Genomic DNA, 26,437 nt, shown 5'->3' with positions numbered 1-26,437 from the left:
ATTGAATTTAAGCAACCGTTAGCTGACTAACAATAATCAATGAATTTTAGCAATTATTATTTTCCTATACATTCCATTCATCATAACAGGTGAATCTTCTTCTACTTTTAAACTTTTATTATTTTTTGGAATTATTTCTTCAAAACTTCGACCAATATCAGTTCCTAATACGCTAATAATTGGTCTTAAAAGCACTTTTGGTAACGAAAGCTTTTTATTTTTAGGAGCAAATTTATCAAAAATAATTATTTTTCCTTCGTGCTTTAAAACTCTCGAAATTTCTTGAAAACATTTATTAGCATCTGGTACAACTGAAAGTATTAGACTTGCTACTACATAGTCGAAGAATTCGTCTTCAAAAACCATATTTTGAGCATCCATTTCTAAAAATTTAATCGTAGAATCCTTGAACTTTGTTTTTGCTTTTCCAAGCATATCAGGTGAATAATCAATTGCAGTTATATCTAAGTCAGAGTAATTGATTAACTCTAAATCAGCACCCGTTCCTACACCGACAAATAAGATTTTTTGTTCTCCACTAAATGGTATTGATTGGAGTATTTGTTTCCGGGCATATAAGAAGATACCCGAATTAAAAAACTTATCATAAATTGGAGAACCGATTTTATATATAACTTTATTCCAAGAATTATTCAAACCCAACCACTCCAAATTCAATAGTAATTATATTAATCAATCACATACCTCAATTTTTTCTCCCTTAAATATTTTACCATAAATTTCTTGTATACTTATTGAACTATCCTGCTCCGTTAGTTCAATAAGAAAAAGGCTCTACTCCTTATTGAAGTAAAGCACCTGTTCGTATAATAAGGTCAAGGAGTAGCTATAATGATGCATAGGTGTGGATTTAAACGAATGAACTTGATATCGCAGCTGAATAATTTTAAAAGGTCAAGAGCACGTCAAATGAACAAGAACACGATCATCCAAAATATATCAGAATCATTTTTTGAGTATAAATTTTACCTGTCACCATCTTTATAAGGCTAAATTTTAATTTGACGTATCTTTCTTCCAATATAAACCATACTAATTGTCCACTACAATAAAAGGGTGAAAACATGGAATATAAAATAGTCGTTTCCGTTATATTATTCATATTCTTGATAGTTTGTCTTGCATTTGCCTTTTCAATGTCGCCTACCAAAGATATTAGCAACACTGTTATCAATATAAAGCAAAAACCAGTCATACTCATCACTGTAGACTCTCTTATGAGTCAGTCCATCCAAAAAGTCATTCAAGAAAAAAAAGCTCCTGCCTTTTCATTTTTAATAAAAAACGGACAATTCCACCCAGAAATAATTAGCTCTTATCCTACAATGTCCGTTACGATTGACAGCACTATGTTGACTGGTACTTATGCTGATCAACATAAGATTCCAGGTCTTATTTGGTTTAAGAAAGATGAAAATCGCATTATTAGTTATGGAAGTGGGATAAGTGAAATTTGGAGCCTTGGAGTTAAAAATGTTGCCTTCGATGGTATTGTAAATTTAAACAAAGAGCATTTGAGCAAAAATGTTCAGACCATTCATGAAGAGCTCTCAAAGAGTAGCATTCAATCTGCCTCTATTAACGGACTTTTATATCGTGGAAATTTTCACCATCAATTAAATGTCCCAAAACTAATTTCAGCAATGGGACTTCTACCAAATGAAATAGATATCAACGGACCCTCATTATTTTCTTTGGGAACATTGTCTCAATATGATCCCAATAATGATCGTCAAAAGTTTGCGTGGAAAAGTATGGGCGTAAATAATCAATTTACTGTTAACGAGTTAAAATTTTTAATTAAAAATAATAAAATGCCCGCATTTACTCTGGCCTATCTACCAGATGCAGACAAAGATTTACACAAAAAAGGGCCTGAGTATATAGAGCCAATTGAAAAAGCAGATCAATATCTTCAAGAGCTACTCAATTCTTATCCGACTTGGGAGGAAGCGATTGAACAGGTGATTTGGATTGTGCATGGAGATAGTGCCCAATCTAAGATTATTAAAGATAAGAACACTTCGCTAATCGATTTAAATGATGTTTTAAAAAACTATACTTTTTGGGAACGTAAGAAGAAGAATGGCGAAATTGCAATCGCGATTAACGAAAGAATGGCGTACATTAACTTAATTAAAGAAAACATTGAAATTCCAAAAATAATAGAGACATTAAAAAAAGATAACCGAATTGGTATTATTGCATGGAAAGAGGGAGGAACAAACTATGTTATTTCTCCACAATCCGATATGAATTTCACATTTTCACCAAATGGACCCTATAAGGATCTGTATAACCAATCATGGAAGTTAGATGGTGATCATTCCATTTTAAATTTGGAAATTGATAATCAAGGGCTTATCGAATATGGCGATTATCCGGATGCTCTCGCAAGACTTAATGGTGCTCTGCATTCACATGAAGGTCAATTTATTATTGTAGATGCTAAGCCACACTTTGAATTCATAGAAAAACATAGTCACAATCATGCTGGTGGAGGAGCACATGGTTCTTTACACAAAATCGATTCCGTTGTCCCGCTAATTATCGCTGGTACACATGAAAAACCTGAATACAATAGACTTGTTGACATTAAAAAATGGATTATTAAATTAACAAAGTGACTCCGATCAATGTTTCGAATAGGTATAAGCCGTTTTTGACAGAAATGGACTTAGTTGTTTTTGATTTTAATTGAAATAAAAATTCTGCGTAGCCTGATATACGTCCCCCTCTCTCCCCAACTACTGTTGCAAACCGATCTGGTAGGTTTTATTTATAAAAATCTTCAAGTTCAGGTGATTATATCTTCAAAGATAAGATTAACGAACCCGTTATTTAGAATCGAAGTTCAGAAAAAAGAACCTGAGCAAATGCTCAGGTTCTAATCTTTATTCATTAACTTCAAAATAAAGCTTACAATGAGGATTAATATTATAGAACCAAGTAAAGCCGGGAAAATATAGAAATCACTTAAGGTTGGTCCCCACCTGCCTAATAATTTCCCACCTATCCAAGCTCCTATAATACCTGCAATAATATTGCCTATAATTCCACCTGGAATATCCTTACCTATAATCATGCTTGCTACCCATCCTAGAACACCACCAATAATTAAGAACCAAAGAAAACTAAACATGATTTAACCTCCTTTCTAAACTACACTATTCTGTATAGCTTAAGTAATAAAAGAGGAAATATACGAAAATAACTTATGAAATATTTACCTTTACTAATAGTGTAAATCTTGAGAAAGTCGGACCATATCTATACATTGAATACCATTTTCAAAAATTGGCTCTGCATAATGACGTATAAAGAAGTCTCTATCTACATGTGTAATACGAAATCCACATTTTTGGTAAAGAGCAATTTGTGAAATGCTTGAATTGCCTGTTCCAACTTCTATTGTTTTATATTTTTTTGACTTGGCAGTAGCAATGGAATGCTGAATTAGCATTTTACCTAAACCTTTTCCTTGCTGCTCTTCTTGAATAGAAACATTCACTAACTCCGCAGTTTCAGGGCGTGTAGGGATTAATACATATACACCAACAATGCTATCTTCATCCTCCATCACAAAGCATTCACCTCTTTGTAAATACTCTAATACAATCTCTTCGGAAGGATCGGCTTGTAACAACAAATCCATTGGTATATTGTCTGTTTCTACTAATTTTCTTATTTTCATTTAACTCACCTTCATTTTAAGTTTTATCCGACATTAACCTTTTCATAATAATTGTAGCTTATTTCGAATCGCTGCCCTTAATAAATTTCGGATAAATTTTTTAAGATTTTTTTTAAAAAATTAAACTTGTTGATGAAAATGAACATAAACAAACACCCCAAGAATAACCTCCTTGGGGTGTTTACTATTTAATACAAAATTATGCTTTGACAGGTTCTCCGCTGAATACTTTAAGGTCCATTGGTGCAGCCATAAATGCTTGAGCTTTTTGAACAAATGCAGTGAAATGTTCACTTGTATTATGGATTGTAGTAGCTTCTGCATCTTTCCAAAGTTCAACCATTGTATAATGGCACTCTTCTTCAGTAGATTTCATCAAATCATAGCTAATGTTACCTTCTTCAGCTCTTGAAGCTTTAAGAAGTGTTTTAGTTTCTTCCAAGAATGCTTGTTCTTGGTCCGGTTTTACTTGAAGTTTTGCGTGAATAATAATCATTGTTAGCCATCCTTTTAATTAAATTGATTGAACTAAAATCTTACATTTGATAAGATCCAGTTCATTTGATTTAGTGAATCAAAATTTCAGTATTCACTGATATTATTTTGCATACGATTTAGCATGTCAGATAGGGATTCTAATTCTTCTTGGTTAAAATCAATAAGCATTTGGTTCACAAAATTAATCTTTTCTTTTTTGTAACCGACAATTCGCTTACGCCCTTCCTCTGTAAGTCGAACAAAAATCACTCGATTATCTGTAGGGTTTCTTCGTCTTGTCACCATACCGTTTGCCTCAAGTTGTTTTAGATGACGGGTAATAGCAGCACTGTCAATATTTACAGCTTTTTGTAGGTTAGACTGATTAATTTCTTCTGTTTCATAAAGCTGGTGTAGCAATTCAAAGCGTGTTGAGCTAATGCCTGTACACCGCTCAAATTTAGGGCTAATTTGATTATTAAGTCCTTTAAGCAGATGTAAGATTTGTTCCTGATTTGAAAGTGAACATTGCATCAACTGACCTCCTAAGTACTTTATGAAGTCAACATATAAGAGTGTCAACTATTTTATTGAGCGCTCAATCATTGACTCCTCAATAAAGATAATACAAAATCATCTAACATGCAAACCGGATACTAATTTACCAATACTGGATTGTTATCTATCTAAATGAAACATACCAATTTGTAGCTTCTAGTGAAGTTATTAAATAGAACCACTTTAATACTTTATAATGTTGAACTTACATCTTATTTCCATTTTGTGATTGTATCTACTGGCAAGCGATATGATTGGAAACCATCATTAATGGCTTTACCAATGGAAATCAACATAACCGGAATATAGCGATCTTTATCCAGACCATAAGCTTCAGCAATCTGGTCTTTCTCATAACCACCGATAGCATTCGTGTCATAACCGTAGGCACGGGCTACAAGCATGAGTTGCATTGAAACAAGACCAGCATCGAGCATAATGGTATCTTTCATTTTTTCATAGGACATCTTTTCATAGAGCGGTTTAAAAGCATTCAATTGAAATTCTTTAACTTCCTGAGGCATATATCCAAGTTCAACGGCTTTGCTGTAAATTTCTTCGGCATAATCAATATTATTTAGGTCAGCGAAGACAGCGATTACTGCAGATGAGCTCAAGACTTTATCCTTGTTGAATTTGGAAAGAGGAGCTAGTATTGCTTTCCCTTCTTCACTGTCAATGACGACAAAGCGCCAAGGCTGCATATTAATTGAAGAGGGTGCTTTCATAGCTTGAGTTAAAATTTCACTCATTTCTTCACGGCTAATTTTAACCGTAGGGTCATATTCCTTAATGGAACGACGACCGTATACAATTTCATTGAAATCATTCGTTTTTTGATATTTGTACATGATGTAAGAGCTCCTATTTTTAAATTCATTTTATTTGATACATCAATGTTTGATACCTCAATAATTGATGCATCAAATAATATAATATAAATTCAAGAAATATGCAACACTTAAGATTTAATTACCGCAATTTAACAATAACCAAAAAGTGACTCAACTCAAAAAAAGAGCATTAGTTGAAGATTCCATTCCTAAAATTGCGAATAAAATTTAATAGGTTCTACATTTTAAAAGCCAACTCTGTTTTTCCAATAAAAAAACATCACTTGAAATTCAAGAGATGCTCTGTTACTTATTTATATTTCGGTAATGAAAAACGCCACCGATTGATTCTGTTCTTCTACTTAATTTATCCTCTTGTTATCCTTACTCCGAATAATTATTTCATACGGAACTGCTTCAACCGACAAATCTTCCCTTTTTAGCTTAATAATTTCATTTACATATTCTTCTATTTTTTTCACCTTTTTATCTGAAATTTGATCTCCTTTAGATTTTTGTATGTTTGTTTTAATAATAATTTGCAATGGTTCTGGGTGAAATGAATAGGCAAATCCTCTGTATTCCTCAAATTTTTTATCCGTTTCTTCACTTATAGCTGTGAAAATTGGCTGCCATTTCTGATCTTTTATTTCATCTCCACTTTGTCCTATGAACGTTACTGTAAAATTCAGTTTTGTTTTCGAGAAAATAGCCTTTTTTATCCGTTTTTGAAGTTCATTTTTAGATTTATTGAATTCTTCTTTTGTTTTGTTAATAATCTGGATCTTAATATATGGATTAGGAGATCTCGGGTCGATGGCAGCTGTATAGACATACCCCTTTCCCCTTAATAATTTGGATGTGATTTCTGAAACTCCATTTGTTAAATCGTTTAATTTTTTATCTTCTTCGCTTATGGAAGCGTAAGCATCAAAAATTTCAAATTGAATTTTAATAGCATTTAGCTTTATTTCATTTGCCGCTTCATGAACAATGGTTTTGATTTTCGCTTCATTTTTATCAATAAAGTCTTGATTCTTCACTTGCACGGTAATTAAGCGCTCTTTAGAAGTAAAGGTCATTCCTATATCACTGAAATTCTCCTTCTCTAGTTCTTGACGTACCTTCTTAAATAATTCTTCAATTTTCTGATTTTCTATTTTAGTTTCTTTCATACTTTCAGCTAAAGTCGTTTCATTATTTTTAAGATTAACAAACAGAAAAGAAACTATAATCATACAAGCAAATACGATTCCCAACAAAGAAAGGTGTTTTTTACGCATTTTTCGACCTCCAATTACTCTGGGCGTTATTTCATATGTATGATTGGTTGAAATTTATCAGAACTTCTTAAAATGGACGGATTTATTCACTCTTTCACTTCTATTATTCAGTTTGGAGTTCTACATCAAATGCAGAAAACACCTTTGCTTGAGGTAGATAGTCATTTAGACAGAATCCTTATCATATACCATTATGTATGTTTTTATTTAGCGGGTAATCAAATGAGAGGAGTTTATGAAATGGATAATCCGAACGAAAATATAGAAGAAACTATACCCCAGCCTATCCGAAGTAACGGCGAAGGAGGATATGATACTGGACCCCGAGATATTATGCGGGATCTTGAAAACCCTGATATGTTAGTTCCACCGAAGACAGATGCTGGTTTGCTCCCTAATATGCGTTTTTCATTCTCAGACACCTCTATGAAGTTAAATCATGGTGGGTGGTCAAGAGAGATTACTGTTAGAGAATTACCGATAGCTACTACTCTTGCTGGTGTAAATATGAGCTTGACGGCTGGTGGTGTTCGAGAGTTACATTGGCATCTACAAGCAGAATGGTCTTTTATGATCTCAGGTCATGCACGAATTACAGCCATTGATTCTGAAGGTCGTAACTTCATTGCTGATGTAGGCCCAGGCGACCTTTGGTACTTCCCACCTGGACTACCACATTCAATCCAAGGGTTAGAACACTGTGAATTCCTACTTGTTTTCGATGACGGCGCTTTTTCCGACTTGAATACTTTATCCATCTCAGATTGGTTTGCTCACACGCCAAAAGATGTATTGTCTGCTAATTTTGGCGTACCTATAAGTGCGTTTGACAACATACCTACAAAGCAGGTGTATATTTTTCAAGATAAGGTTCCAGGTCCTCTGCAAAGTGAAAAGGTACAATCCCCTTATGGAACGATTCCTGAAACATTCAAGCACAAGTTATTAGCGCAAAAACCAATACAAATACCTGGTGGCACTGTACGTATAGTAGACTCTTCAAACTTTCCTATCTCAAAAAAAATCGCGGCGGCCCTTGTCAAGATTGAACCAGGTGCTATGAGAGAACTACATTGGCATCCCAATAACGACGAGTGGCAGTATTACCTCTCTGGGCAGGGTCGTATGACAGTATTTGCCGGAAACGGTATAGCTCGAACATTTGATTATCGTGCAGGAGATGTCGGTTATGTGCCATTTGCTAATGGGCACTATATTCAAAATACCGGTACTGAAAGTTTGTGGTTTTTGGAAATGTTCAAGAGTGATCGGTTTGCTGATGTGTCTTTAAACCAATGGATGGCACTTACCCCTTCTGACCTAGTCGCAGACAATTTGCATGTTGGATCAGAATTATTGAATGCCTTACGAAAAGTAAAATATCCTGTTGTTAAGTTCCCTGGATTTTCTTACTATCCTAGATAGCTGTGAATAGCACTTTATTATAAAACAGCATGGTATTAAACAAAGAAGCAAAAAATGATTGATTGAGACTGCTGTCACAACGATGAAAAATAAGCAATTAGTGTAATATTTTTATAGAAAAAAAGCGGGAGACAAAGGGAGGGAGAAAGTATAGAGTTGACTCCAAATCAACGAATCGTATTGCTGGAATTAACTACTAAGTGGGAGACATCGACACAAATTGCTGAACGTCTTCCGAAAGAATGGAGAAGTGTACCCTCCGTTTTTCAGTCGCTTAAAGACTTATTGCGTGAAGGATTAGTGCAAGCAAATCCACTTGTGCCCGGTATGTATCGATTAACCATAGATGGCACGAACCTAAAGGAGTTAGAATTGGGTGAGAACCAATGAAATAGGTGCGTTATTTGAACAAAAGAAGATCGTCTATTGACGGTCTTTTTTATTTGGCCAGAGGGAAAAATATCAAGTATACTAAATTCCTACTTCACCTGAATCTAATTCTTTTAATTTCTCATGAACTTTCTCCATTTTTATAACACCTCTTTATATTTCTATCAATATACTTTCTATTCTTCTAAGTATTTCTTATTAATTATTATCTTTAAATAATTTAAGTATTTGATAACCATCTGATGGGAGTCCTGCATACGGTTTAACCCAGTTTGGAGATAAATAGAGTCGATTTTACTCATTAATTAGCAGAATCAACTCTATTTTTTCTTACCTATAAAAGGGCATTGAGACTTAGCTTGGTCTTATCTCTTAATCATTAATTTCTCTAACTCATTTATTACCGCAGGCAAATCTGCATTCATTTCAAATAATGCAGCTGTACAATAGACTCCCTCAATAAACGAAACATCCATAATCTCAATTTCTTTCTCTGAGAGTTCCGCAACCATTTCAAGATTCATCTTGGCACTACCTAAATCATAAAAAGCAAAAAGTTGATCACATGTGTTTTCTTCAATAGCTTGTTGAACTGTTTCAAAGCTGGTACCAATATCACCATCCACTGTTCCACCGACATATGTGATAGACACATTAGGTGCAACTTGGTGTATTAAATCATATAAACCTTTTGCGATATCTTTACTATGTGACACCATGACTATACCGATATTAGTTGCCATTTAAATCACCTACTTCTAAAAGTGCTTCAAAAAACAGTTTAGAGGAAGCGGCACCTGGATCTACTTCATTAATAGATCTCTCCCCTAAGAAAGATGCCCTGCCTTTTGTTGCCTTTAACGAGGTAACTTTTGTTAGGGTAGTTTCCAATATCTCTGTTGTTAGCTGTTTTTCATCTAAAGATTCAATAGCTGGTTCCCATAAATCGAGCATTGTTTTCTGGCCGACATCTGCTTTTCCTCGTTTTTTTATCCCATCAAATCCGGCTTTAATTACATTTACTAATTCATCATGCTGTAACTCTTCTTTCGTGCCACTGGCTTTTGCCATTTCAAGAAACGCCGTGCCATATAGGGGGCCTGAAGCTCCGCCTACCCCACTAATCCATTTCATCGCAGCTTGCTTGAATACATCTGCTAAATGCACTGGTGGCGTCTCTTGCCATGAAGAGAGTAATTGTTGCGCTCCCCTTGCCATGTTCATGCCATGGTCTCCATCACCAATAATACGATCGTACTCACTTAATTGTTCTTTATCTTGAATCACTTTTTCTGCAAATAAGGTGAACCATTTTTGTGCCAACTCTTTTGTGATGATCATTAGAAACTCCTCCTTACCAAGCAGGCGCTAGTGTACTTTCAGTTAAATATTCAAGCCATTTCGCATCTTCTAATTGTAATAATGTTAAAGAGACACCTGCCATATCAATAGCCGTCATGTAATTCCCGACTTTTTTAAATTGTACTTTGTAGCCTTTTTCTTGCAATATATTTAAACAATCATGCACGAAGATATATTGCTCCATCAGTGGTGTAGCCCCCATACCGTTAATAAGTACAGCAAGAGTTTGATCCGTCGTCCACTTGGTTTCCACTTCAATTTTATGAATTAACTCTTCTGCAATTTCACGAGAAGTTTTGATTTTTTCACGGCTATAACCGGGTTCTCCGTGTATCCCAATACCAAATTCCATTTCATCCTCATCTAACTCAAAACCAGGCTTACCAACCTCAGGAACAATGGCAGGTTTTATAGCAACGCCAACAGTGGCTAGATGTGTTACGACACTTTCTGCTAGCGTTTTAATTTCTTCAAGTGAAGCCCCTTTTTCTGCGGCTGCACCAATAATTTTATGCACTAGTATTGTGCCGGCAACTCCGCGACGCCCCTCTGTATAGCTACTATCGAATACAGCCACATCATCATTGACTATAACGTAGTCGACTGCAATACCTTCTAACTCTGCCAGATCCTTTGCCATTTCAAAATTCATACAATCCCCACTATAATTCTTAATGACAAGGAAAACACCAGAGCCTTGATCTGCAGCTTTTATGGCACTAAATACTTGATTGGGTGTAGGAGAGGTAAAAACATGTCCACATACCGCCGCATCTAGCATCCCTTGACCAACAAAACCCGCATGTGCTGGCTCATGCCCACTTCCACCACCACTAATGATGCCGACTTTATTCGATGTAAATTGAGCGCGTGTAATGACATGTGTATCTTCTAAATACGTCACGTCATCGTGCACTAGCTTGTATCCCGCTAACATATCAACTAGTACTTGTTCAGGTTGATTAATAATCTTCTTCATCCATCTTACCCCCTATGAAAACTACATAATCTCAAATTGTTGTGCAACTAATATCTTTCATTCTACTATTCGTTTGCTAACACTAATCTATGCAGTTAACTAGGAAAATAGGCGAACTCAATTACAATTCGCAGTAATAAATTTGTGAATAAAACCAATTGTCTTCTATACATAGAGATAGATGATTCAAAATTTAAAAAAGAGATTATTATTTTTATAATAATAATCTATACTATAGAAAACGATTTAATAATTGATAGACTAGAAAAATTAGAGAGAAGATGAATACAATCGAAATTTTCCCGGAAATGCATGAACTGATTGATGTATTTGAATCAATACCAGATATATTAGACAAAGACTTGATTTGGTATTACAACGAACTCACATTTGTATTGAGACGAGATAACGAAATACTTGAAGTAATAATTAGTCCTTCGATAGATCGGCTAAGATTAAATTGGAGAGACGAAAAAAGGTTACGAATGGAATTGGATTTAGAAGAAGTAGCAAGTTTAGTCATTACTAAAAATAATGGCGAGGAATCTATTCAAGTATCATTCAATGATTCTATAATGAAAGATTTAATTGTTAATACGAAGCCATATATTTCTGTAGTATGGGGTACACTCCGAGATATATAATGGTTGATAAAAGAGCTTGTTGATTTTACAGAATCACAAGCTTTTTTACTACCATTATAGATACGTTATCATGGAAGTGTTGTATCACCTTGGTGGATATATTATTAATTGAATATCGGTAGGAGAATTTTTATCATTTGAAGTTGAGTTTGAGAAGTGAATTTGGGATTTATAGATAAAATTAGGGGGGATTCCAAAAAAATATTGGATCCCCCATTTAATTAAACTTAAGATCAATATAAAGATCCTTTACGCATTGCAATACTCAATGATTTCATAACCTACATAATCTGTTATGGCTGGATATTTACTTCGATAATAACAATTCCAATAACTGATTACTCTACTTTCAATTGTATTATAATATGTTGCATTTTCTGCAATAAAATCTGTTGTTATTGCCTTATCAATATTATCTAAATTATCTTTTATCACTTGTAAAATTTCGATTACATACTCCCCTGTAAGCTGAATTATATAGGGAATTATCCAATTGTAATCATTACATTGATTAATTATCTTTTTTAAATTTTCTTCTCTAATAAAACCATCATGATGCCTTGTAAATAAACAATTTAATACTACTTGTTGTCTATCTGTTAATGTGTTGTATTGCAATAAGGAAGGTTCATTAATATATATGCGTTTAGGAATATTCAACTTTCTTCCACTAAACTTAACCTCAAAACCATATGAAAAGTCTAGCTTGTTTGAATGGTCAATTATACTTATAACTCTAATCACATCTTCCTTTAATTCAGTTGGAAATGCTTTTAATAATTTATTTATTTTTCTTGACATACTATCACCAACTCTAATTTTTTCGCTTACTGGTCTGCCTTTTTGTGAGTATTGTAGAATTTCAACAGTTCCTAAAATTCAACTAATCGCGGTATTACCATATTAATGAATAATCCGATATTGATTAACCGGTCTACCTACGCCCCCGTATTGAATATCGATGACGACTTTTTGCTGTTTTTCTAAGTAATCAAGATAACGACGTGCTGTGACTCGTGCAAGCCCTACACCATTGGCAACTTCTTCAGCAGAAATGGCTGCTTCTTGTTTTTCAATATAAGAAACAATTTTCTCTAAAGTAGAACCGTTTAAACCTTTTGGTAAGTTGTTCGGTTCTTTTCTAGTATTTTGTTGATGATGTAATAATTCATCTAGTTCACGTTGAGTCAATTCGTTTTTTTTGGATACTTTTTCTTTAAAGTGCATGTAATTTTCAAGAGTGTGTTTAATGCGTTCATATGTAAATGGTTTCATAATGTAATCAAATACTCCGAGTTGTAACACATGTTGAATCGTTTTCATATCGTTAGCGGCTGTTACTGTAATGACATCCACCTTTGTATCACTTTCACGAAGCTTTTGCAGAGTTTTAATGCCGTCTTGTTCTGGCATGAATATATCCATGACGACTAGATCTGGCTTCAACTGTTTAATCTGTTTCATTCCTTCAATACCATTTCCTGCAGTACCGACTATGCGAAACCCTTTGACACGCTCTATAAATTGGCGATTTACTTGACGTACCATTGGGTCATCTTCTACTAATAACACAGAAATGGGAAGCATACTCAAGCCCCTCCTTTACAAATAAAAAGTGATGAAAAAGCTTGTACCTTCACCAGGTGTACTCGATACTTCGATAGTACCGTTTCCTTTTTTCACAATTCCATCAATTAAGTATAACCCGATACCGTGATTTTTTTGAGCTTTTGTTGTAAAACCATTTTGAAAAATTTGCTCCAGTTTATCATTTGGAATACCTGCCCCGTTATCCTCTACTAAAATAGATAAGGTATGTTCATCTTGATCGATACTTATTAAGACATGTTTTTCTTCTCGTTCTACATTTAATAGTGCATCAAATGCATTTTCAATTAGATTGCCTAGCAAGATTACAAAATCATTGAATGCTAGACTTTCTGGTAAATAGGACAGTTGGCTATTCATATCGATTTCAACTTCGATGCCAAGTTCTTTACCGTGATTAATTTTACTTAATAATAGACCGGAGATATTTTGGTTTTTAATCCGCTCATCTAAAAAGTTCGTAATATCATCTTGTTGCTCTTTTACTTTTACTATATAAGCTAGAGCTTGATCATAGTGCCCAAGCTGTAATAGCCCTGCTACAGTATGCATTTTGTTTTTGTGTTCATGATTTTGAATACGAAGTGCTTGTACAAACTCTTGAACCCCTGTTAATTCTTCTGCAAGCTTATTCACTTCGGTACGGTCTTGGAAAATAGCTATAGCCCCGACCGTTTCATTATTCACTTCTATTGGCACTCGGTTACTCATAATACTATGCTGATTAATGAAGAGTTCTTTGTTATAAACAGGTTCATTATAATCAAGAATTTCGGGTAAACGTGTATCAGGTAAAATATGATAGATTTTCTTGCCGATAAAGTCGTCACCTTCTACACCTAGAATTTGACGTGCCTTCTTGTTGAAGATGGTTACTGTGTTTTCTTTATCAATCGCGATAATCCCCTCATGCATCGCATTAAATGTTTCTGTTCGCTCTACATAAAGTCGTGCAATTTCATGAGGCTCTAAGTCAAACATCTGTTTCTTCATATGACGTCCTAATACCCATGCCCCCCATGCTCCAAAAAAGAGACTCAGCATTGTCGCTATAATAATTTCATTTCGAATGCTTTTAATAATCTCAAATACAGTTGGTAGACTATAACCTACGATTACAACGCCTACTTGTTTGTGCTCTTCGCTCATAACAGGAACAAAGGCACGCACTACATTACCAACTTCACCTTTTGCTTTAGAAATATAATAATGTTCAACAAAAGCTGCATTCTCATCAACTGTATTAGATGTCTGTCCTATCATACTTTTGACAGGATGTGATAACCTTCTATGCTCCATATCTAAAACAACAATATAATCAGCCTTATTTATAACACGGATACCTTCTACGGTTTGATTGATAGTAGCTGATTTCTTTTCAAACGAGTTATTTGAATCAAGCTGCTCCCTTATTTCTGGTAGCTTTCCGACCGTCCTAGCTATTAACATTGCTTCGGTACCTAGCTCTTTTTCTTTAGTTTTCATTATATTTCCGAGTACGAAAATACCTGCAACTAATAATGAAAAAACGATGAGGAAAAAGGTGAGCGACATTATCTTGCTATTCATCGAAATTTGCTTTTTTTTCATCGCGCCCCCCTGAATAATTTATAGAATGACTCCATTGTAACATTTGAAACTATGTTAGAATGTAAGAAAAAAGTCAGAATGTTATGGAGTACATAAATGCGTTTATATATTACTACAGCTATCATCACTTTAATAGTACTTATTGGTATCATCGGCTATCAACAACAATTCGGCTTAGACTCGACACTACCAATCGATGAAGAACAAGGAGGGTTAAATGACCAAATCGTTATCAATTTTAGTCATATAGTGGCGGAAAATACACCTAAAGGGCAAACTGCTATAAAGTTTGCTGAATTATTAGAGCAAAAAACTGATGGCCGTATCCGCGTTGAGATCTATCCAAACGGTATGCTATATAACGATAATAATGAATTAAATGCATTAGAAAATGGAGATGTTGAAATGATTGCACCATCGTTTTCCAAAATGACAAACACGTTGCCAACATGGTCAGTGCTTGATTTACCATACCTTTTTCATACGGAAGATGATGTAGAGCGAGTTTTAACAGGGCCTTTCGGAGAGCAATTACTAAATCAACTAGGTCGCTATAATATTAAAGGACTGGCTTTTTGGAATAATGGTTTTAAGCAAATACTGACGTCTGGCAACCCAATACTTACCTCTGAAGATTTTAAGGGACTTAAAGTACGTGCCATGCCTAGTAGGGTTTTACAACAGCAATTCACTTTATTTCAATCAACCCCCATTGCAACTTCATTTGATGAACTATATACAGAGCTAGAAAAAAAAGAACTGAATGCACAAGAAAACACAATTTCAAACATTTATTCAAAGGGCTTTTATAAACTACAAAAGAACTTAACGATTTCAAATCACGGTATACTTGGTTACGCTGTTATGATGAATGAGGATTTTTATAATAGTCTGCCAATCGATTTGCAGGAAAAAGTAATAGAGGCAATTAATGAGGCTACTGCTTGGAATTTTGAACATTCGAAGCAAATGAATGATAAGGATTTAGAAAGTTTACAACAATTGTCTGATGTTCATATCAATACGTTATCGAATGCCGAACAACAAAAATGGCAAAAACTCTTTAAACCGATTTACGATGACTATCGTAGTCAAGTTAGCGGTACCTTTTTACAAGAAATCGAAAAAGAAATTAACAATAAATAATAACAATTACACAACTGTACTAGTACAAAAAGATTTTCTTATTTGTGTATTAAAGTTTTTTTAAGTCTTGGAATTTTCCAAGGCTTTTTCTTATCCCTTGATATGACTGCATTTTGGAGTGAATCTATGTTTCAACACAATTCGAGACCAATATGACCAAAAAGAGTTTTAAAACCATAACATTAAAAACTTTTACAACAGCGTTATGATGGAATCGTTGTAAGCGATACCAAATAAAATTACAAATAAGGCCAGTCATATGAAAATTAACTTTTAAAACTTAACAGTTCAAGTCATCTGCGCAATCATTCTTGGTATTATAGTAGGCGCATTGTTCCCTACTTTCGGGTCTCAATTAAAAGTACTTGCTGATATTTTCATTAAACTAATCAAAATGTTAATTGCTCCAATTATCTTCCTTACTGTTGTAATTGGCATAGGAGGAATGGGCAACCTGAAAAAGGTTGGATCAATCGGTGGTAAAGCATTAATCTATTTTGAAGTCGTGTCATCTATTGCTCTAGCAATAGGTTTAATCGTTGTACATATTATCCAGCCAGGTAAAGGGTTAGATACTTCTTCTGCAACTGCAGGTGATGTTACACAATTTACGAAACAAGCTGCTGAATCTGAACATGGCATCGCAAGTTTTATCATGGGTATTATCCCGGAGAATTTCTTTGGTTCTCTAGCAGCTGGTGAACTACTACCTGTATTATTCTGTGCTGTGTTGTTTGGTGTTGCTACAGCTTCAATCGGTACCCCTGCAAAACCGATTGTTAAATTATTCGAACAAGTAGCAGACATATTCTTTAAAATTATTAGCATGATTATGAATATTATCGGAAACTCTGTTGCAACAGTAGTTGTTGCGAAAATGGAAAATGAATTCGATCCAACAAACGGTTATAAAAAGGAATTGGATTCTGAAAATACTGCACATTAACTATGTATACAAATGTCCTAAATAGCACTCGATCTGCTAGACAAGACTTTCGTATATAGCCACTTGAGTTTATCTCAGGTGGCTTTTTTGTTGAAGAAACAAGATACTGTACTAGTACATAATGTTTTTTATTCTCTGTACTATAAAAATTAAATAATTGCTTTCGATTAAAGATAAAACCCGTAAACCCTTGCCCTATATACATTTGCAAGGTTTTTTTATATTTGAAAAATAAAAAGACCAAAAGGACCGAAAAGAACATTATCACCAAAATATATGAAAACGTTTTCTTTACATTTATGATAATAGCAATGAAAGCGATATCAAAACACATTATAGAAAGAAGGTACACATTTGAGAATCAATTTTAAAAACCTAACTGTACAAGTAATTATCGCCATTTTACTTGGTGTAGTCGTAGGAGCAGTGTTCCCCGAATTTGGCGCTAAGTTAAAAGTTTTAGCAGATATTTTCATCAAAATGATTAAAATGTTAATCGCACCAATTATCTTCCTTACTGTTGTCATCGGCATTGGGAATATGGGTGATTTAAAAAAGGTTGGTAAAATCGGAGGGAAAGCACTACTTTACTTCGAGGTAGTATCAACGATTGCATTAGCTATTGGTTTGCTAGTCGTTCATCTTGTACAACCAGGCAAAGGCTTAGATACTTCTGCAGCAGATGGCAGCGATGTATCCGCATATACAACTGCAGCTGCTGAAAGTGAAGGCTTAATTGGTTTTATCATGAGTATCATTCCGGATAACTTCTTCGGATCTCTTGCAGCAGGACAGTTACTACCGGTTCTATTCTGTGCTATTTTGTTTGGTGTTGCTTCTGCTTCACTTGGAGAGGCTTCAAAACCAGTCATTAAATTATTTGAACAAACATCAGAAATCTTCTTTAAAATTATCGGTATGGTGATGAAGCTCTCTCCTATCGGTGCATTCGGTGCAATGGCTTATACTATTGGAAACTTCGGTGTTAAAGCACTATTTAATTTAGGACTTCTTATGGTATCTGTTTATATTACAATGTTCTTATTCATAGTCCTAATCTTAGGTGCGATTGCAAAATACTTTGGTTTTAGTATTTTCAAATTTATCGCCTATATTAAAGATGAAATTTTCCTAGTAATAGGTACTTCATCTTCTGAATCAGCATTACCATCAATGATGAAGAAACTAGAAAACTACGGATGTTCGAAGCAAGTAGTTGGATTAGTTGTACCAACTGGCTATTCCTTTAACCTTGATGGTACGTCCATTTACTTATCAATGGCTGCTATGTTTATCGCACAAGCTTATGACGTACCTCTATCAATCTGGCAACAAGTTATGTTACTTGGGGTGTTGATGCTAACGTCTAAAGGAGCTGCAGGTGTAACAGGCTCAGGCTTCATCACTCTAGCTGCAACTTTAGCTGCCTTCCCGATGATTCCAGTAGAAGGTATTGCATTATTAATTGGAGTTGACCGCTTCATGTCTGAAGCTCGTGCTGTAACAAACTTAATCGGTAACGGTGTTGCAACTGTAATCGTAGCAAAATCAGAAAATGAATTCGATCCAACCGGTGCTCAAAATAAAGTAAGTTCAGAGACATCCGTACAAAATGTTCCTGTACTATCAAAATTAAATACTCAATAAACAAAAATGTACATTACTAAGAAATTTAGTAATGTACATTTTTTAATTTGAAATACTTCGGCTAATTGTACTGTAAACTTTATGTACTACAAATAATAGAACATAAATAGAAAACCACCAAAATAATAATATAATTGGAATCATCCATTTATCATGTCAGAATAACTGGATTCGCAATTTATTTATAACATTTCACGCGCTAATAAGCGATATACGTCTAAACGCTTCTCTTGCGAATTCGGAATACTACAAATCATCGCTTCATCAAAACCATACTTAGCTTGTTCTTCTTCCAAAAAGCTTGCAATTTCTTTTACAGAACCGACCTGATGACGTCTTCGATTATCTTGAATTTGCATTTTCTCCATTTCCGTCAACTGATAATTTTGTACTTCTTCTGGCGTCATCATTGGTATAATCTGGCCGCGCATAAAGAATAAGCTAAACAGATCATAGGGTCCTGCTTCAAATTCAGCTTCTTCGCGCGTTTCAGCAGTCGTCACCATATAACAAACATTTATTTCGGATTTTTCCATATAGACAGATGGTTTAAAGCTTTTTCTATATGTATCGAAAATCTCTTTCGACATCATTCCGTTAAAGAATTGCGCAAAGGAATAACCTACACCATAAGAGCCAGCCTTTAAGGCGCTATTACCACTCGAACCTAATAGCCATGCCTCGGGTAATACGATACTTGATGGTGCTGCAATTGTTTGCTTATACAAATCTTCTGTAGGTACTTCATCATTAATTAATTGAAGGGTCGTTTCAAATTTCTCGTACATATTGTGATACATCGGCTGACGACCTTCCGATAAAGCTAATATCGAAAGTTGATCGCCTCCTGGTGCGCGCCCGACGCCAAAATCAATACGTCCAGGTGTTAGTGCACTAAGTGTTTTAAATACTTCAGCCATTTTTAAAGGTGAGTAATGCATCATCATAGTCCCACCTGTACCGACTCTTAGATTCTTAGTTCGCGATGCTATATGACTAATGATAATTTCAGGTGCTGCACTGACGAAAGTCCTTGAGCTATGATGTTCAGCCATCCACATACGATGATATCCTAGTTCATCAGCAAGTACTCCCAGTTCTACCGCCTTTGTAACGGCATCTCTCTCTTCATTTCCCCCAGTAACAGGTGCTTGGTCTAATACGCTTAATTTCATAGTGAGAATTCCCCTTTAATTGTTGGATTCAATTTTTCTTTCAGAACGTAATTTTTCTGGAGTTACATCGTTTCCTAGTGGATCCATTACCTTCATCCCTGAGAAAGTTTCAAGTACTTGTCCTCGAATTTCACGTAAGTAATCTTCTCTTAATACTTGTTGCTCTACCTTTTCAGCAGCTGTCAATTCACTCTCACGTTGCTTTTTAGCTAGTTCATTAATACGCTTTAAACTTGGTATCATGTTTTCATCTCTTTTCTCTTTTTTTAATATTCGACTGACTATATCAATCTTATTAATTTAATGACGAAATGCTCTAATTTCGATAAAACGTTAGTAGGTGAGTTTTTACTTAATAGCCGGGAACTTTGGAACAACAAATTCACCTAACTCCTGAATGACTTCTGCAGCAGGACGCTGACTATATTTCAATCCAAACATAATATGATTAACACCTGCTGCTTCGTATGCAGAAAGATAATCCACGATAAAATTTCGACCTGCTCGGAAGCCGCCTTGAATTGGTTTTGGTGCTTCATTGGGGTTGGCAGATAAATCAATCGTGACTGGCTGGATAAATGGCTTAAACGTGTCAGTAGCATGGCGCCATTTTTGAATTAAGGTGCGCTGACTTGTTACATCTTGTGGATAGAAGAGCCAGCCATCTGTATTCTTTGCTAACCATTCTAATGTCTGTCCTGAATAACCTGTCCCAAATACAGGTATATCCTGTAAAGCAGGCTTAGGTACAACATCGCCATGTGTCAATGCAACGTGTTCAGTTTGAATTTGGGGAAATGTCTCTTTCCACACGGTTTTCATAACGGAAATACTCTCTTGATAAAGGGCTGATCGATTCTTAGACTCTACTTTAAAGGCTGGGAACTCAATCGGACGATCCCCTGTCGCCGTGCCAAACAAGAAACGTTGATTTGACAATTGATCTAATGTTGCCGCTGATTTTGCTAAATGCAGTGGATTTCGCAACGGTGTCACGATGCTTGCCGTTCCAAGTGCAATCGTTTTTGTATTCGCTGCGACATATGTTAAAAACATTAGCGGATCATATAGAAAGCCGACGTCACCAAAGTTCGGATCATATATCGGGGCATCTCGCACAAATAACGCAGCAAATCCGTAATCTTCTGCTTGTTTCGCTAGCTTTATTTGCTCTTCGATATCCATTTGAGGAGTGCTCCCTGTATACGCCTCTAAAGGAAACGCTAAACCGAGTGTTAATCGGTTTTCCTTAAAGGAATGGGAAAATCCTTGATGTGTCTGAAAATGATTCATACTTACTTCCTCCAAAAAGGGTGTCTAGGTCTTATAAAACCATCTTATCTTTCACCCATTGTTGTAACATCTCAACTTCTTTTGCAAAACGTTCGTGTTGTAATTCTTCTGATAACTTCGCAATGGTTTTGTTCTTCAAAACTGACTGCCATGCCGTTTCAGCTTCATCCATGATTTCTGTAATCAAACGACAACTGTCTTTCTTATTTAAATTCAATACATCATCAAGTACATCACTTGATGCAAAGTGCGATTGCTGACCCTCGATAGCAAGGTAAATATCATAGATTCGAATGTCTTCAGGTTTTTTATTTAAACGGAAGCCACCCTTTACACCAGGCACTGACATGATTAAATCTGCGCATACGAGTTTTCTTAGTAACTTCCTAAAATAAGTGACAGAAGTCCCCAACTGTTCACTAATGGCTTCCCCTGGTAACACTGCTTTATCAGGCAATAGATTGAGTATAAGAATAGCCGAGATAGACTGTTCAACTCCTTTTTTCATTTGCATAATATCACCTCTTTTTTCTATTTTTTCAATATAGTCTAACTTGGATAATGTTTGTCGCAATTAGATAATATTAATTGAAGTCTACAATAAAGTAAACTAATTGGCTCTAACTAAGAGTTACCTAATTGTATTTCGTACAATTAAAATACGGTGTTAGATGCTTTATGTATTGCTTCTATCCCTCTCTTCGTGTATGCTAAAGGCAATTCAAAGAAGGAGTGATACCATTTGGCTATTTCAAAAGCAAAACGTCGTAGACAGCATGTATTACGTAATTTAGGCAAAGATGTAACAACACAACGCGGAGAAGTTGCTTTTAGCACACATACAAGAACAACAAAAACGAAAAAAGACAAATTACAAGTTCAATTTCATAAACACAAAAAGCATTTCCAGGGAGAACACTATTCCGATGGAGATGCTTTTTTAGTTGTTTCAATATCAAGTTTTTGAGTTAAGTTATTGTAGTATTGGAATCAGGCTTCCAAACTAGTATGTAATTTTCTTGAAAAGTATCTAAGAATATCCCAATAGTACATTTCCCTTTTATTTAGATAATTGAAGCAATAATTTATTGCACTTGTAGTTGTTTCATGAAGGCTTTACTTTATTTTTTTATCATTACATACTACGTGTTTTAAAATAAGGCTTAATATATTTTTTTATCAATATGATAATGAAGCCACATAATATGGTTATTCCAATAAACCAGAGACCTAAAAAGACAAGTGGGGAACCAGAACCTATAAAAGCGAATACTACATCCCCTTGAAGCACAAGGTCATATTCGTTTAAGATTTCAGGCTTGTAGAATTTTGATTTAATATATTCCCATCCAAAGGTACTGATAAAAAGTATTATATTTATTAACAGTGAACAAAAAATTGCTTGTAGAATTGTCTTCATTACATCACCACTTCTATTCGATTGATTCGTAGGAAGGAACAAGATCTAGCTTGTACTTCCATGGAAAAACTAATTTTTGCTATATCTATCTCTTAATGATTCTTCTACTATAGCTTTGTTAGCATTTTTATTTCCTGTGTATGTTATTAATGCCTTCCATAGTGCCCACCCACTTGGGGAATTGTTCATTTAAACATTCTAAGTTTGTTTGACAATTCTGTTCCTTCCCCTTCAAGTCCTAGTTGTCTTTGCAACTGGTCTGGAAGTATACAAGTGATATTTTTAACGATTTTAATAGTTATCTCTTCTTGATTTGTATAACCTGTAATTTCTTCACCTATCATGGCCAAATTAAATGGTGAATTGGCGTATATGGCTTCTGCTAATTGCGTATATATCTCATCAATATTGTTCAACCATGGGTTTAACTCATATGTAAGAGGATATTTATATGGAAATAGCTTTTCAAATGATGCCTGTGGTATAGCGATGTCTAACCAGTCTGACTCATTCTCTATTCTTGTAACAAAAATAACACAAGGTAATTCAATACCTTTTGAAAGAGATAATGTTCCATAAAATTTACTATTACTTTGATCTTCTATATGTATTGGTAAAGACATTGGTTGTTTTGGGTAATCCCCTTTGTCTTTCCACATACCTTTAATAAATACACTATTACATAATGCGTTGAGAGCTACATTGAGCCTTTTACTATCACCCGAAGGATAATATTCCATCGAGAACTCATAAAAACCACCAATCCAAGTTTCAGGGTTATTGTAGTATTCATAGTCCATTTTATTCTCAACTCCTTTTAGAACTTTTTCCGGAATATATCATGATGCCTTCATCGAGATGGCTACTTATCTTGCAAATCGCTTTTATATGATTGGTAGAAGGTCGTATATAAATCGAAGTTAGAAATAAACTCCCCTTGAAGATTATTAAATTGTCTAGTTAGAGTACTTCTAGAATTATTTCGAGAATTTTGCAAATACCGTATTCTTTCTTCAAGAGCTAAGCAACTTTGTATACTTGCTTTTAGATACTCCTTTGTTTCATGTGAATAAGTTTCTCGAAAAGCTAACTCAAGCAATATCTCTCTTGTTTCTTTTACCTCCATTATGATGGCTTCCAAGTCATTCATATTCAACTTTACAGGCTTTTTACTTATTAACCACTCTTGTTCATACATTTGAAGAATATATTGTGTGCGTTCCGTAGTTAAATTAAATTCAGGACCCATTTCATAGTTTTTTGCAAAATCATTTAATTCTTCCGTGTATGCTTCAATAACAATATTATCAGCATCAAATGAAAGTGTCTTTTGAACACTAAGAAAAGAATAAGGGTAAAACCAATTTACACCTATTAAAAAAAGGATTGCCACACATACCCAAACATTAATTCTTGTTTTTTTCTTCATATAAACCTCTCTTTATAAATTATTTATTATCTTTAACAATAATTTCATAGTTCGATAAATTATTCAATTATAATTTTATAAGAGAGATCTTTTGAAGTAACAGAGTAAACATTAAATTCCCGACTATACGAGTTCTGTTTGTAAATAAAAATGGAAATTAAAGGTTTTCATAACTTAGAAGAGAATATAATTATCAAATGAGGGAGGCAGAAAATTAGTGCTAAAAAAGAGTTTAATTATGATCTTTGTTATATTCACTATCTTAACAATTATTGGTTGTAATAAGAAGGATGTTTGGCAAGAAAGTTCTTTATTTGAATCTGGTGGATATACGATGATTGGTGAAAAAGGAAAACTTGGCTTTATATACGATGATAGTGAAGTAGTTAAGTTTTATCCAGATAAAACTCAAAAGTATATGTGGCATTTTTGGGGTTCGAAGGAAGAGCTAGAACGTCCATTAAAAGTATTAGCTACCCATGAAAATGGTGGTGATCCAATTGTATTAATTGGGGGCAAAAATACTGTAAAACCACATAACGGTGCTGATATGAGTATACCATCTAATATGTCACTACCGGAAAGTGGTATGTGGAAAATGGATGCTTTTTTGATGACAACTTGTTTGGTACTGTATATGTAAAGGTGCACGAAAAGAAATAAATGATTGGCACTACATTACTGAACGTAATTTGAATTAAAAAAGCATTTCAACAGAAATGCTTTTTTTAATACCCTCATTCACACTTATCTTGTTATTCAGTCATTACAGTAGTTCTATTAATAGACAAACCATTCAATTGTTCAACAGGTACACCAGTTTGAGTGTAACTTCTAACATGTTTCCAACCATTGTTCTCAAAGCGGAAAGTTTCAAAAAATAGATTAGCTGGCAGGGGACTTTGACCATCAAGAAGAATCGTTGCGGATAGTATGGCTATGCACTCATCTTTTCCCAAAGGAACTATGCCTATTTCTCTAACATCCCATTTTGCGTCCTTACTTTTCACAAAATTAAACCCCTGAGTCCAACCTTCTAGTGATTCACTATAACCATAATCAACTATCCCATTTTGAGTAATCTCTCGTGCTTGATAGTCTTTGGAAATGAGTGCTTTCATCTCTTTAAATGAACATGTTCTCCAAATCTCTAAATAGCTATCTAAAAACTGTCTAAATGTTTGCGGCAAAGTAATCCTCCTTACAGATTGTAGTCTTCTTCAAAAATTCTATGAAAAAAGAAAAAATCCTTTTAAATATAGAGAATTAATTTTTACTTTTGCTATATTTGCTCCGCTTCAATCTGAACTCCAACACGTCTCATCTGTACCCAATAATAGGTCGTTGTCAATACGCTAATAGCGCCGAATACCAATACCATGAATTGCAGGCCAATAAAATCTAGTAAAGCGCCTGTGGACAATAAGACAATTTGAAACATAATTCGCTCTAGCATATTTCTGAAAGAAAAGAAGCGTCCGTGATATTCTTTTGGCACTTGTTTTTGAAATATTGTCATCACTGTTGGGAAGAAGCAACCTAAGGAGAATCCGAAGAGTGCAAATGTTATTAATGTCATGAACGAACTTCCTGCAAAATACAACAGCATTTCCCCACTTCCAATGACAATGAGACAAACAAATAAGATTTGCTCTATCCTCCATTTGTCCCCAATATATTTGATGGCAAAAGAACCGATCATAAAGGAAATACCCTCAACAGTATAAATCATCCCTTTAATCATCGACGAATCTTGAAATTCACTTATCTTAATGGCTAATAGATTAAATGAACCTAAAAATAAGAGAGGTATAAATGATAAAATAAACGTCATTTTCACACCCAGATTAGCTTGTAGCATTGGAAATACTTCTTTATAACCACTTCCCTTTTTAGTACTCCCTTCAGATTGAGCGGTTTTTTGAGGGTTCTCCTCAGGGATTTTTAACATAAAAGTAAACAAGAGTAATGCAATATACGCGACGAATGAGAGCAAATAAAGTGTACCTATAGCCGAATATACTAATATCAAACCCGCTAAGGCGGTCCCTGCAACACGAGCAACTGTAGAAACATTCATATCCCAACCATTTAATTGCAATAAATCCTTTTCACCAACAATTAATGGTAAAGTAGCTTGAAGTGCCGGAAAATAAAAAGAGGCAGAAATTTATAAAAGTACTAAGAAGACAACCATCCACCAAATAGATCCCGTTGCTAATGCTATAAACATAAAGACAACACTTACAACACGCCCAACACTCGAGTAAATTAACACAGTTTTTTTACGGGATTGATCGATGACACGTCCAGCTAATGGCCCCATCATCACACCAGCTAGTAAACCACTTGATAGAATAAGTGACTTAACAAAGTCAGAAGGTACTTTTTCTTGCATGAACTCTAGATTACCAATTATACTTGCCCATAATCCAAGTCCTGCAATTAGTTCACCGATTAAAACAATCCAAACATTCCGATTTTTCCACATATTCTTCTCCTTAAAAAGAAAGGAGC

The 26,437-nt window shown here is 34.7% G+C and carries 30 protein-coding genes and 1 pseudogene; 9 read left to right on the top strand and 22 right to left on the bottom strand.

Annotation, left to right across the window (positions count from 1 at the left end):
- Nucleotides 1-36: 36 nt before the first annotated feature.
- Nucleotides 37-657 (bottom strand): class I SAM-dependent methyltransferase, encoded by a 621-nt coding sequence (locus AC3IS5_RS10530; protein ID WP_489427762.1) that lies wholly within the window; start codon nt 655-657, stop codon nt 37-39.
- 428 nt (nt 658-1,085) lie between these two features.
- Between AC3IS5_RS10530 and AC3IS5_RS10525 the strand changes: the two genes are divergently transcribed.
- Nucleotides 1,086-2,648, top strand: coding sequence for an alkaline phosphatase family protein (locus AC3IS5_RS10525; protein WP_489427761.1), 1,563 nt, complete (start codon nt 1,086-1,088; stop codon nt 2,646-2,648).
- 260 nt (nt 2,649-2,908) lie between these two features.
- Here the strand turns inward: AC3IS5_RS10525 and AC3IS5_RS10520 are convergent, their stop codons facing one another.
- The 6 genes from AC3IS5_RS10520 to AC3IS5_RS10495 form a co-directional block, all read right to left on the bottom strand.
- Nucleotides 2,909-3,163 carry a GlsB/YeaQ/YmgE family stress response membrane protein gene (locus tag AC3IS5_RS10520; protein WP_489427760.1) on the bottom strand — a complete coding sequence of 85 codons (255 nt, stop codon included), beginning with the start codon at nt 3,161-3,163 and terminating at the stop codon, nt 2,909-2,911.
- A 93-nt stretch (nt 3,164-3,256) separates the two neighbouring features.
- Nucleotides 3,257-3,715 (bottom strand): GNAT family N-acetyltransferase, encoded by a 459-nt coding sequence (locus AC3IS5_RS10515; RefSeq protein WP_489427759.1) that lies wholly within the window; start codon nt 3,713-3,715, stop codon nt 3,257-3,259.
- Between the two features lie 199 nt (nt 3,716-3,914).
- Nucleotides 3,915-4,211 (bottom strand): putative quinol monooxygenase, encoded by a 297-nt coding sequence (locus AC3IS5_RS10510; RefSeq protein WP_489427758.1) that lies wholly within the window; start codon nt 4,209-4,211, stop codon nt 3,915-3,917.
- Nucleotides 4,212-4,297: 86 nt separating this feature from the next.
- Nucleotides 4,298-4,726 (bottom strand): MarR family winged helix-turn-helix transcriptional regulator, encoded by a 429-nt coding sequence (locus AC3IS5_RS10505; RefSeq protein WP_489427757.1) that lies wholly within the window; start codon nt 4,724-4,726, stop codon nt 4,298-4,300.
- A 236-nt stretch (nt 4,727-4,962) separates the two neighbouring features.
- Nucleotides 4,963-5,601 (bottom strand): nitroreductase family protein, encoded by a 639-nt coding sequence (locus tag AC3IS5_RS10500; protein ID WP_489427756.1) that lies wholly within the window; start codon nt 5,599-5,601, stop codon nt 4,963-4,965.
- A gap of 344 nt (nt 5,602-5,945) precedes the next feature.
- The gene (locus AC3IS5_RS10495; RefSeq protein WP_489427755.1) at nt 5,946-6,866 is read right to left on the bottom strand and encodes a hypothetical protein; all 921 of its coding nucleotides are present in this window, start codon (nt 6,864-6,866) and stop codon (nt 5,946-5,948) included.
- A gap of 240 nt (nt 6,867-7,106) precedes the next feature.
- Between AC3IS5_RS10495 and AC3IS5_RS10490 the strand changes: the two genes are divergently transcribed.
- On the top strand, nt 7,107-8,291 hold the full coding sequence (locus tag AC3IS5_RS10490) for an oxalate decarboxylase family bicupin (protein ID WP_489427754.1): 1,185 nt from the start codon (nt 7,107-7,109) through the stop codon (nt 8,289-8,291).
- 156 nt (nt 8,292-8,447) lie between these two features.
- Nucleotides 8,448-8,681, top strand: a complete 234-nt coding sequence (locus tag AC3IS5_RS10485; protein ID WP_489427753.1) for a hypothetical protein — start codon at nt 8,448-8,450, stop codon at nt 8,679-8,681.
- A 365-nt stretch (nt 8,682-9,046) separates the two neighbouring features.
- Here AC3IS5_RS10485 and dhaM read toward each other — a convergent pair whose 3' ends face one another.
- Genes dhaM through dhaK form a run of 3 tightly spaced genes read right to left on the bottom strand, consistent with a single transcriptional unit; the run spans nt 9,047 to nt 11,022 of the window.
- Nucleotides 9,047-9,424 (bottom strand): dihydroxyacetone kinase phosphoryl donor subunit DhaM, encoded by a 378-nt coding sequence (dhaM, locus tag AC3IS5_RS10480; RefSeq protein ID WP_489427752.1) that lies wholly within the window; start codon nt 9,422-9,424, stop codon nt 9,047-9,049.
- Nucleotides 9,414-10,022 (bottom strand): dihydroxyacetone kinase subunit DhaL, encoded by a 609-nt coding sequence (dhaL, locus tag AC3IS5_RS10475; protein ID WP_489427751.1) that lies wholly within the window; start codon nt 10,020-10,022, stop codon nt 9,414-9,416. The genes dhaM and dhaL overlap by 11 nt, the downstream gene beginning before the upstream one ends.
- Before the next feature lie 13 nt (nt 10,023-10,035).
- Nucleotides 10,036-11,022: a dihydroxyacetone kinase subunit DhaK gene (dhaK, locus tag AC3IS5_RS10470; RefSeq protein WP_489427750.1), complete on the bottom strand. Its 987-nt coding sequence runs from the start codon at nt 11,020-11,022 to the stop codon at nt 10,036-10,038.
- A 281-nt stretch (nt 11,023-11,303) separates the two neighbouring features.
- Between dhaK and AC3IS5_RS10465 the strand changes: the two genes are divergently transcribed.
- Nucleotides 11,304-11,666, top strand: a complete 363-nt coding sequence (locus AC3IS5_RS10465) for a hypothetical protein (protein WP_489427749.1) — start codon at nt 11,304-11,306, stop codon at nt 11,664-11,666.
- 249 nt (nt 11,667-11,915) lie between these two features.
- Here the strand turns inward: AC3IS5_RS10465 and AC3IS5_RS10460 are convergent, their stop codons facing one another.
- The 3 genes from AC3IS5_RS10460 to AC3IS5_RS10450 all read right to left on the bottom strand — a co-directional run bounded on the left by AC3IS5_RS10460 (nt 11,916) and on the right by AC3IS5_RS10450 (nt 14,864).
- Complete coding sequence (locus AC3IS5_RS10460) at nt 11,916-12,467, bottom strand: hypothetical protein (protein ID WP_489427748.1); 552 nt, start codon at nt 12,465-12,467, stop codon at nt 11,916-11,918.
- Nucleotides 12,468-12,569: 102 nt separating this feature from the next.
- Nucleotides 12,570-13,253: a response regulator gene (locus AC3IS5_RS10455; protein ID WP_489427747.1), complete on the bottom strand. Its 684-nt coding sequence runs from the start codon at nt 13,251-13,253 to the stop codon at nt 12,570-12,572.
- 15 nt (nt 13,254-13,268) lie between these two features.
- Complete coding sequence (locus AC3IS5_RS10450) at nt 13,269-14,864, bottom strand: ATP-binding protein (RefSeq protein WP_489427746.1); 1,596 nt, start codon at nt 14,862-14,864, stop codon at nt 13,269-13,271.
- A gap of 96 nt (nt 14,865-14,960) precedes the next feature.
- Between AC3IS5_RS10450 and AC3IS5_RS10445 the strand changes: the two genes are divergently transcribed.
- The 3 genes and pseudogenes from AC3IS5_RS10445 (at nt 14,961) to AC3IS5_RS10435 (ending at nt 18,603) form a co-directional block, all read left to right on the top strand.
- On the top strand, nt 14,961-16,010 hold the full coding sequence (locus tag AC3IS5_RS10445; RefSeq protein ID WP_489427745.1) for a DctP family TRAP transporter solute-binding subunit: 1,050 nt from the start codon (nt 14,961-14,963) through the stop codon (nt 16,008-16,010).
- Between the two features lie 259 nt (nt 16,011-16,269).
- Nucleotides 16,270-16,956 (top strand): annotated as a pseudogene (locus AC3IS5_RS10440) (cation:dicarboxylate symporter family transporter).
- Nucleotides 16,957-17,310: 354 nt separating this feature from the next.
- Complete coding sequence (locus AC3IS5_RS10435) at nt 17,311-18,603, top strand: dicarboxylate/amino acid:cation symporter (protein WP_489427744.1); 1,293 nt, start codon at nt 17,311-17,313, stop codon at nt 18,601-18,603.
- Between the two features lie 182 nt (nt 18,604-18,785).
- Here AC3IS5_RS10435 and AC3IS5_RS10430 read toward each other — a convergent pair whose 3' ends face one another.
- From AC3IS5_RS10430 to AC3IS5_RS10415, 4 genes are all read right to left on the bottom strand, one after another.
- Nucleotides 18,786-19,778, bottom strand: coding sequence for an MsnO8 family LLM class oxidoreductase (locus AC3IS5_RS10430; RefSeq protein WP_489427743.1), 993 nt, complete (start codon nt 19,776-19,778; stop codon nt 18,786-18,788).
- Between the two features lie 15 nt (nt 19,779-19,793).
- The gene (locus tag AC3IS5_RS10425; protein ID WP_489427742.1) at nt 19,794-20,021 is read right to left on the bottom strand and encodes a DUF896 domain-containing protein; all 228 of its coding nucleotides are present in this window, start codon (nt 20,019-20,021) and stop codon (nt 19,794-19,796) included.
- Between the two features lie 105 nt (nt 20,022-20,126).
- Nucleotides 20,127-21,071 (bottom strand): LLM class oxidoreductase, encoded by a 945-nt coding sequence (locus AC3IS5_RS10420; protein ID WP_489427741.1) that lies wholly within the window; start codon nt 21,069-21,071, stop codon nt 20,127-20,129.
- Nucleotides 21,072-21,102: 31 nt separating this feature from the next.
- The gene (locus AC3IS5_RS10415; protein WP_489427740.1) at nt 21,103-21,585 is read right to left on the bottom strand and encodes an RrF2 family transcriptional regulator; all 483 of its coding nucleotides are present in this window, start codon (nt 21,583-21,585) and stop codon (nt 21,103-21,105) included.
- Nucleotides 21,586-21,813: 228 nt separating this feature from the next.
- Between AC3IS5_RS10415 and AC3IS5_RS10410 the strand changes: the two genes are divergently transcribed.
- Nucleotides 21,814-22,038: a hypothetical protein gene (locus tag AC3IS5_RS10410; protein ID WP_489427739.1), complete on the top strand. Its 225-nt coding sequence runs from the start codon at nt 21,814-21,816 to the stop codon at nt 22,036-22,038.
- A gap of 638 nt (nt 22,039-22,676) precedes the next feature.
- Here the strand turns inward: AC3IS5_RS10410 and AC3IS5_RS10405 are convergent.
- Both AC3IS5_RS10405 and AC3IS5_RS10400 read right to left on the bottom strand, forming a co-directional pair.
- Nucleotides 22,677-23,291, bottom strand: coding sequence for a hypothetical protein (locus tag AC3IS5_RS10405; protein ID WP_489427738.1), 615 nt, complete (start codon nt 23,289-23,291; stop codon nt 22,677-22,679).
- A gap of 62 nt (nt 23,292-23,353) precedes the next feature.
- Nucleotides 23,354-23,920, bottom strand: a complete 567-nt coding sequence (locus tag AC3IS5_RS10400; RefSeq protein ID WP_489427737.1) for a hypothetical protein — start codon at nt 23,918-23,920, stop codon at nt 23,354-23,356.
- A 217-nt stretch (nt 23,921-24,137) separates the two neighbouring features.
- Between AC3IS5_RS10400 and AC3IS5_RS10395 the strand changes: the two genes are divergently transcribed.
- Entirely contained in the window at nt 24,138-24,563 is a 426-nt protein-coding gene (locus AC3IS5_RS10395) for a DUF4871 domain-containing protein (RefSeq protein ID WP_489427736.1), read from the top strand.
- Nucleotides 24,564-24,675: 112 nt separating this feature from the next.
- Here the strand turns inward: AC3IS5_RS10395 and AC3IS5_RS10390 are convergent, their stop codons facing one another.
- The 3 genes from AC3IS5_RS10390 to AC3IS5_RS10380 form a co-directional block, all read right to left on the bottom strand.
- On the bottom strand, nt 24,676-25,110 hold the full coding sequence (locus AC3IS5_RS10390; RefSeq protein WP_489427735.1) for a flavoprotein: 435 nt from the start codon (nt 25,108-25,110) through the stop codon (nt 24,676-24,678).
- A 92-nt stretch (nt 25,111-25,202) separates the two neighbouring features.
- Nucleotides 25,203-26,090 carry an MFS transporter gene (locus tag AC3IS5_RS10385; protein WP_489427858.1) on the bottom strand — a complete coding sequence of 296 codons (888 nt, stop codon included), beginning with the start codon at nt 26,088-26,090 and terminating at the stop codon, nt 25,203-25,205.
- Entirely contained in the window at nt 26,091-26,411 is a 321-nt protein-coding gene (locus AC3IS5_RS10380) for a hypothetical protein (protein WP_489427734.1), read from the bottom strand.
- Between the last annotated feature and the right edge of the window lie 26 nt (nt 26,412-26,437).

The organism is Viridibacillus sp. KH_047, assembly GCF_057838945.1.
This window is presented reverse-complemented; position numbering and strand designations above follow the sequence as displayed.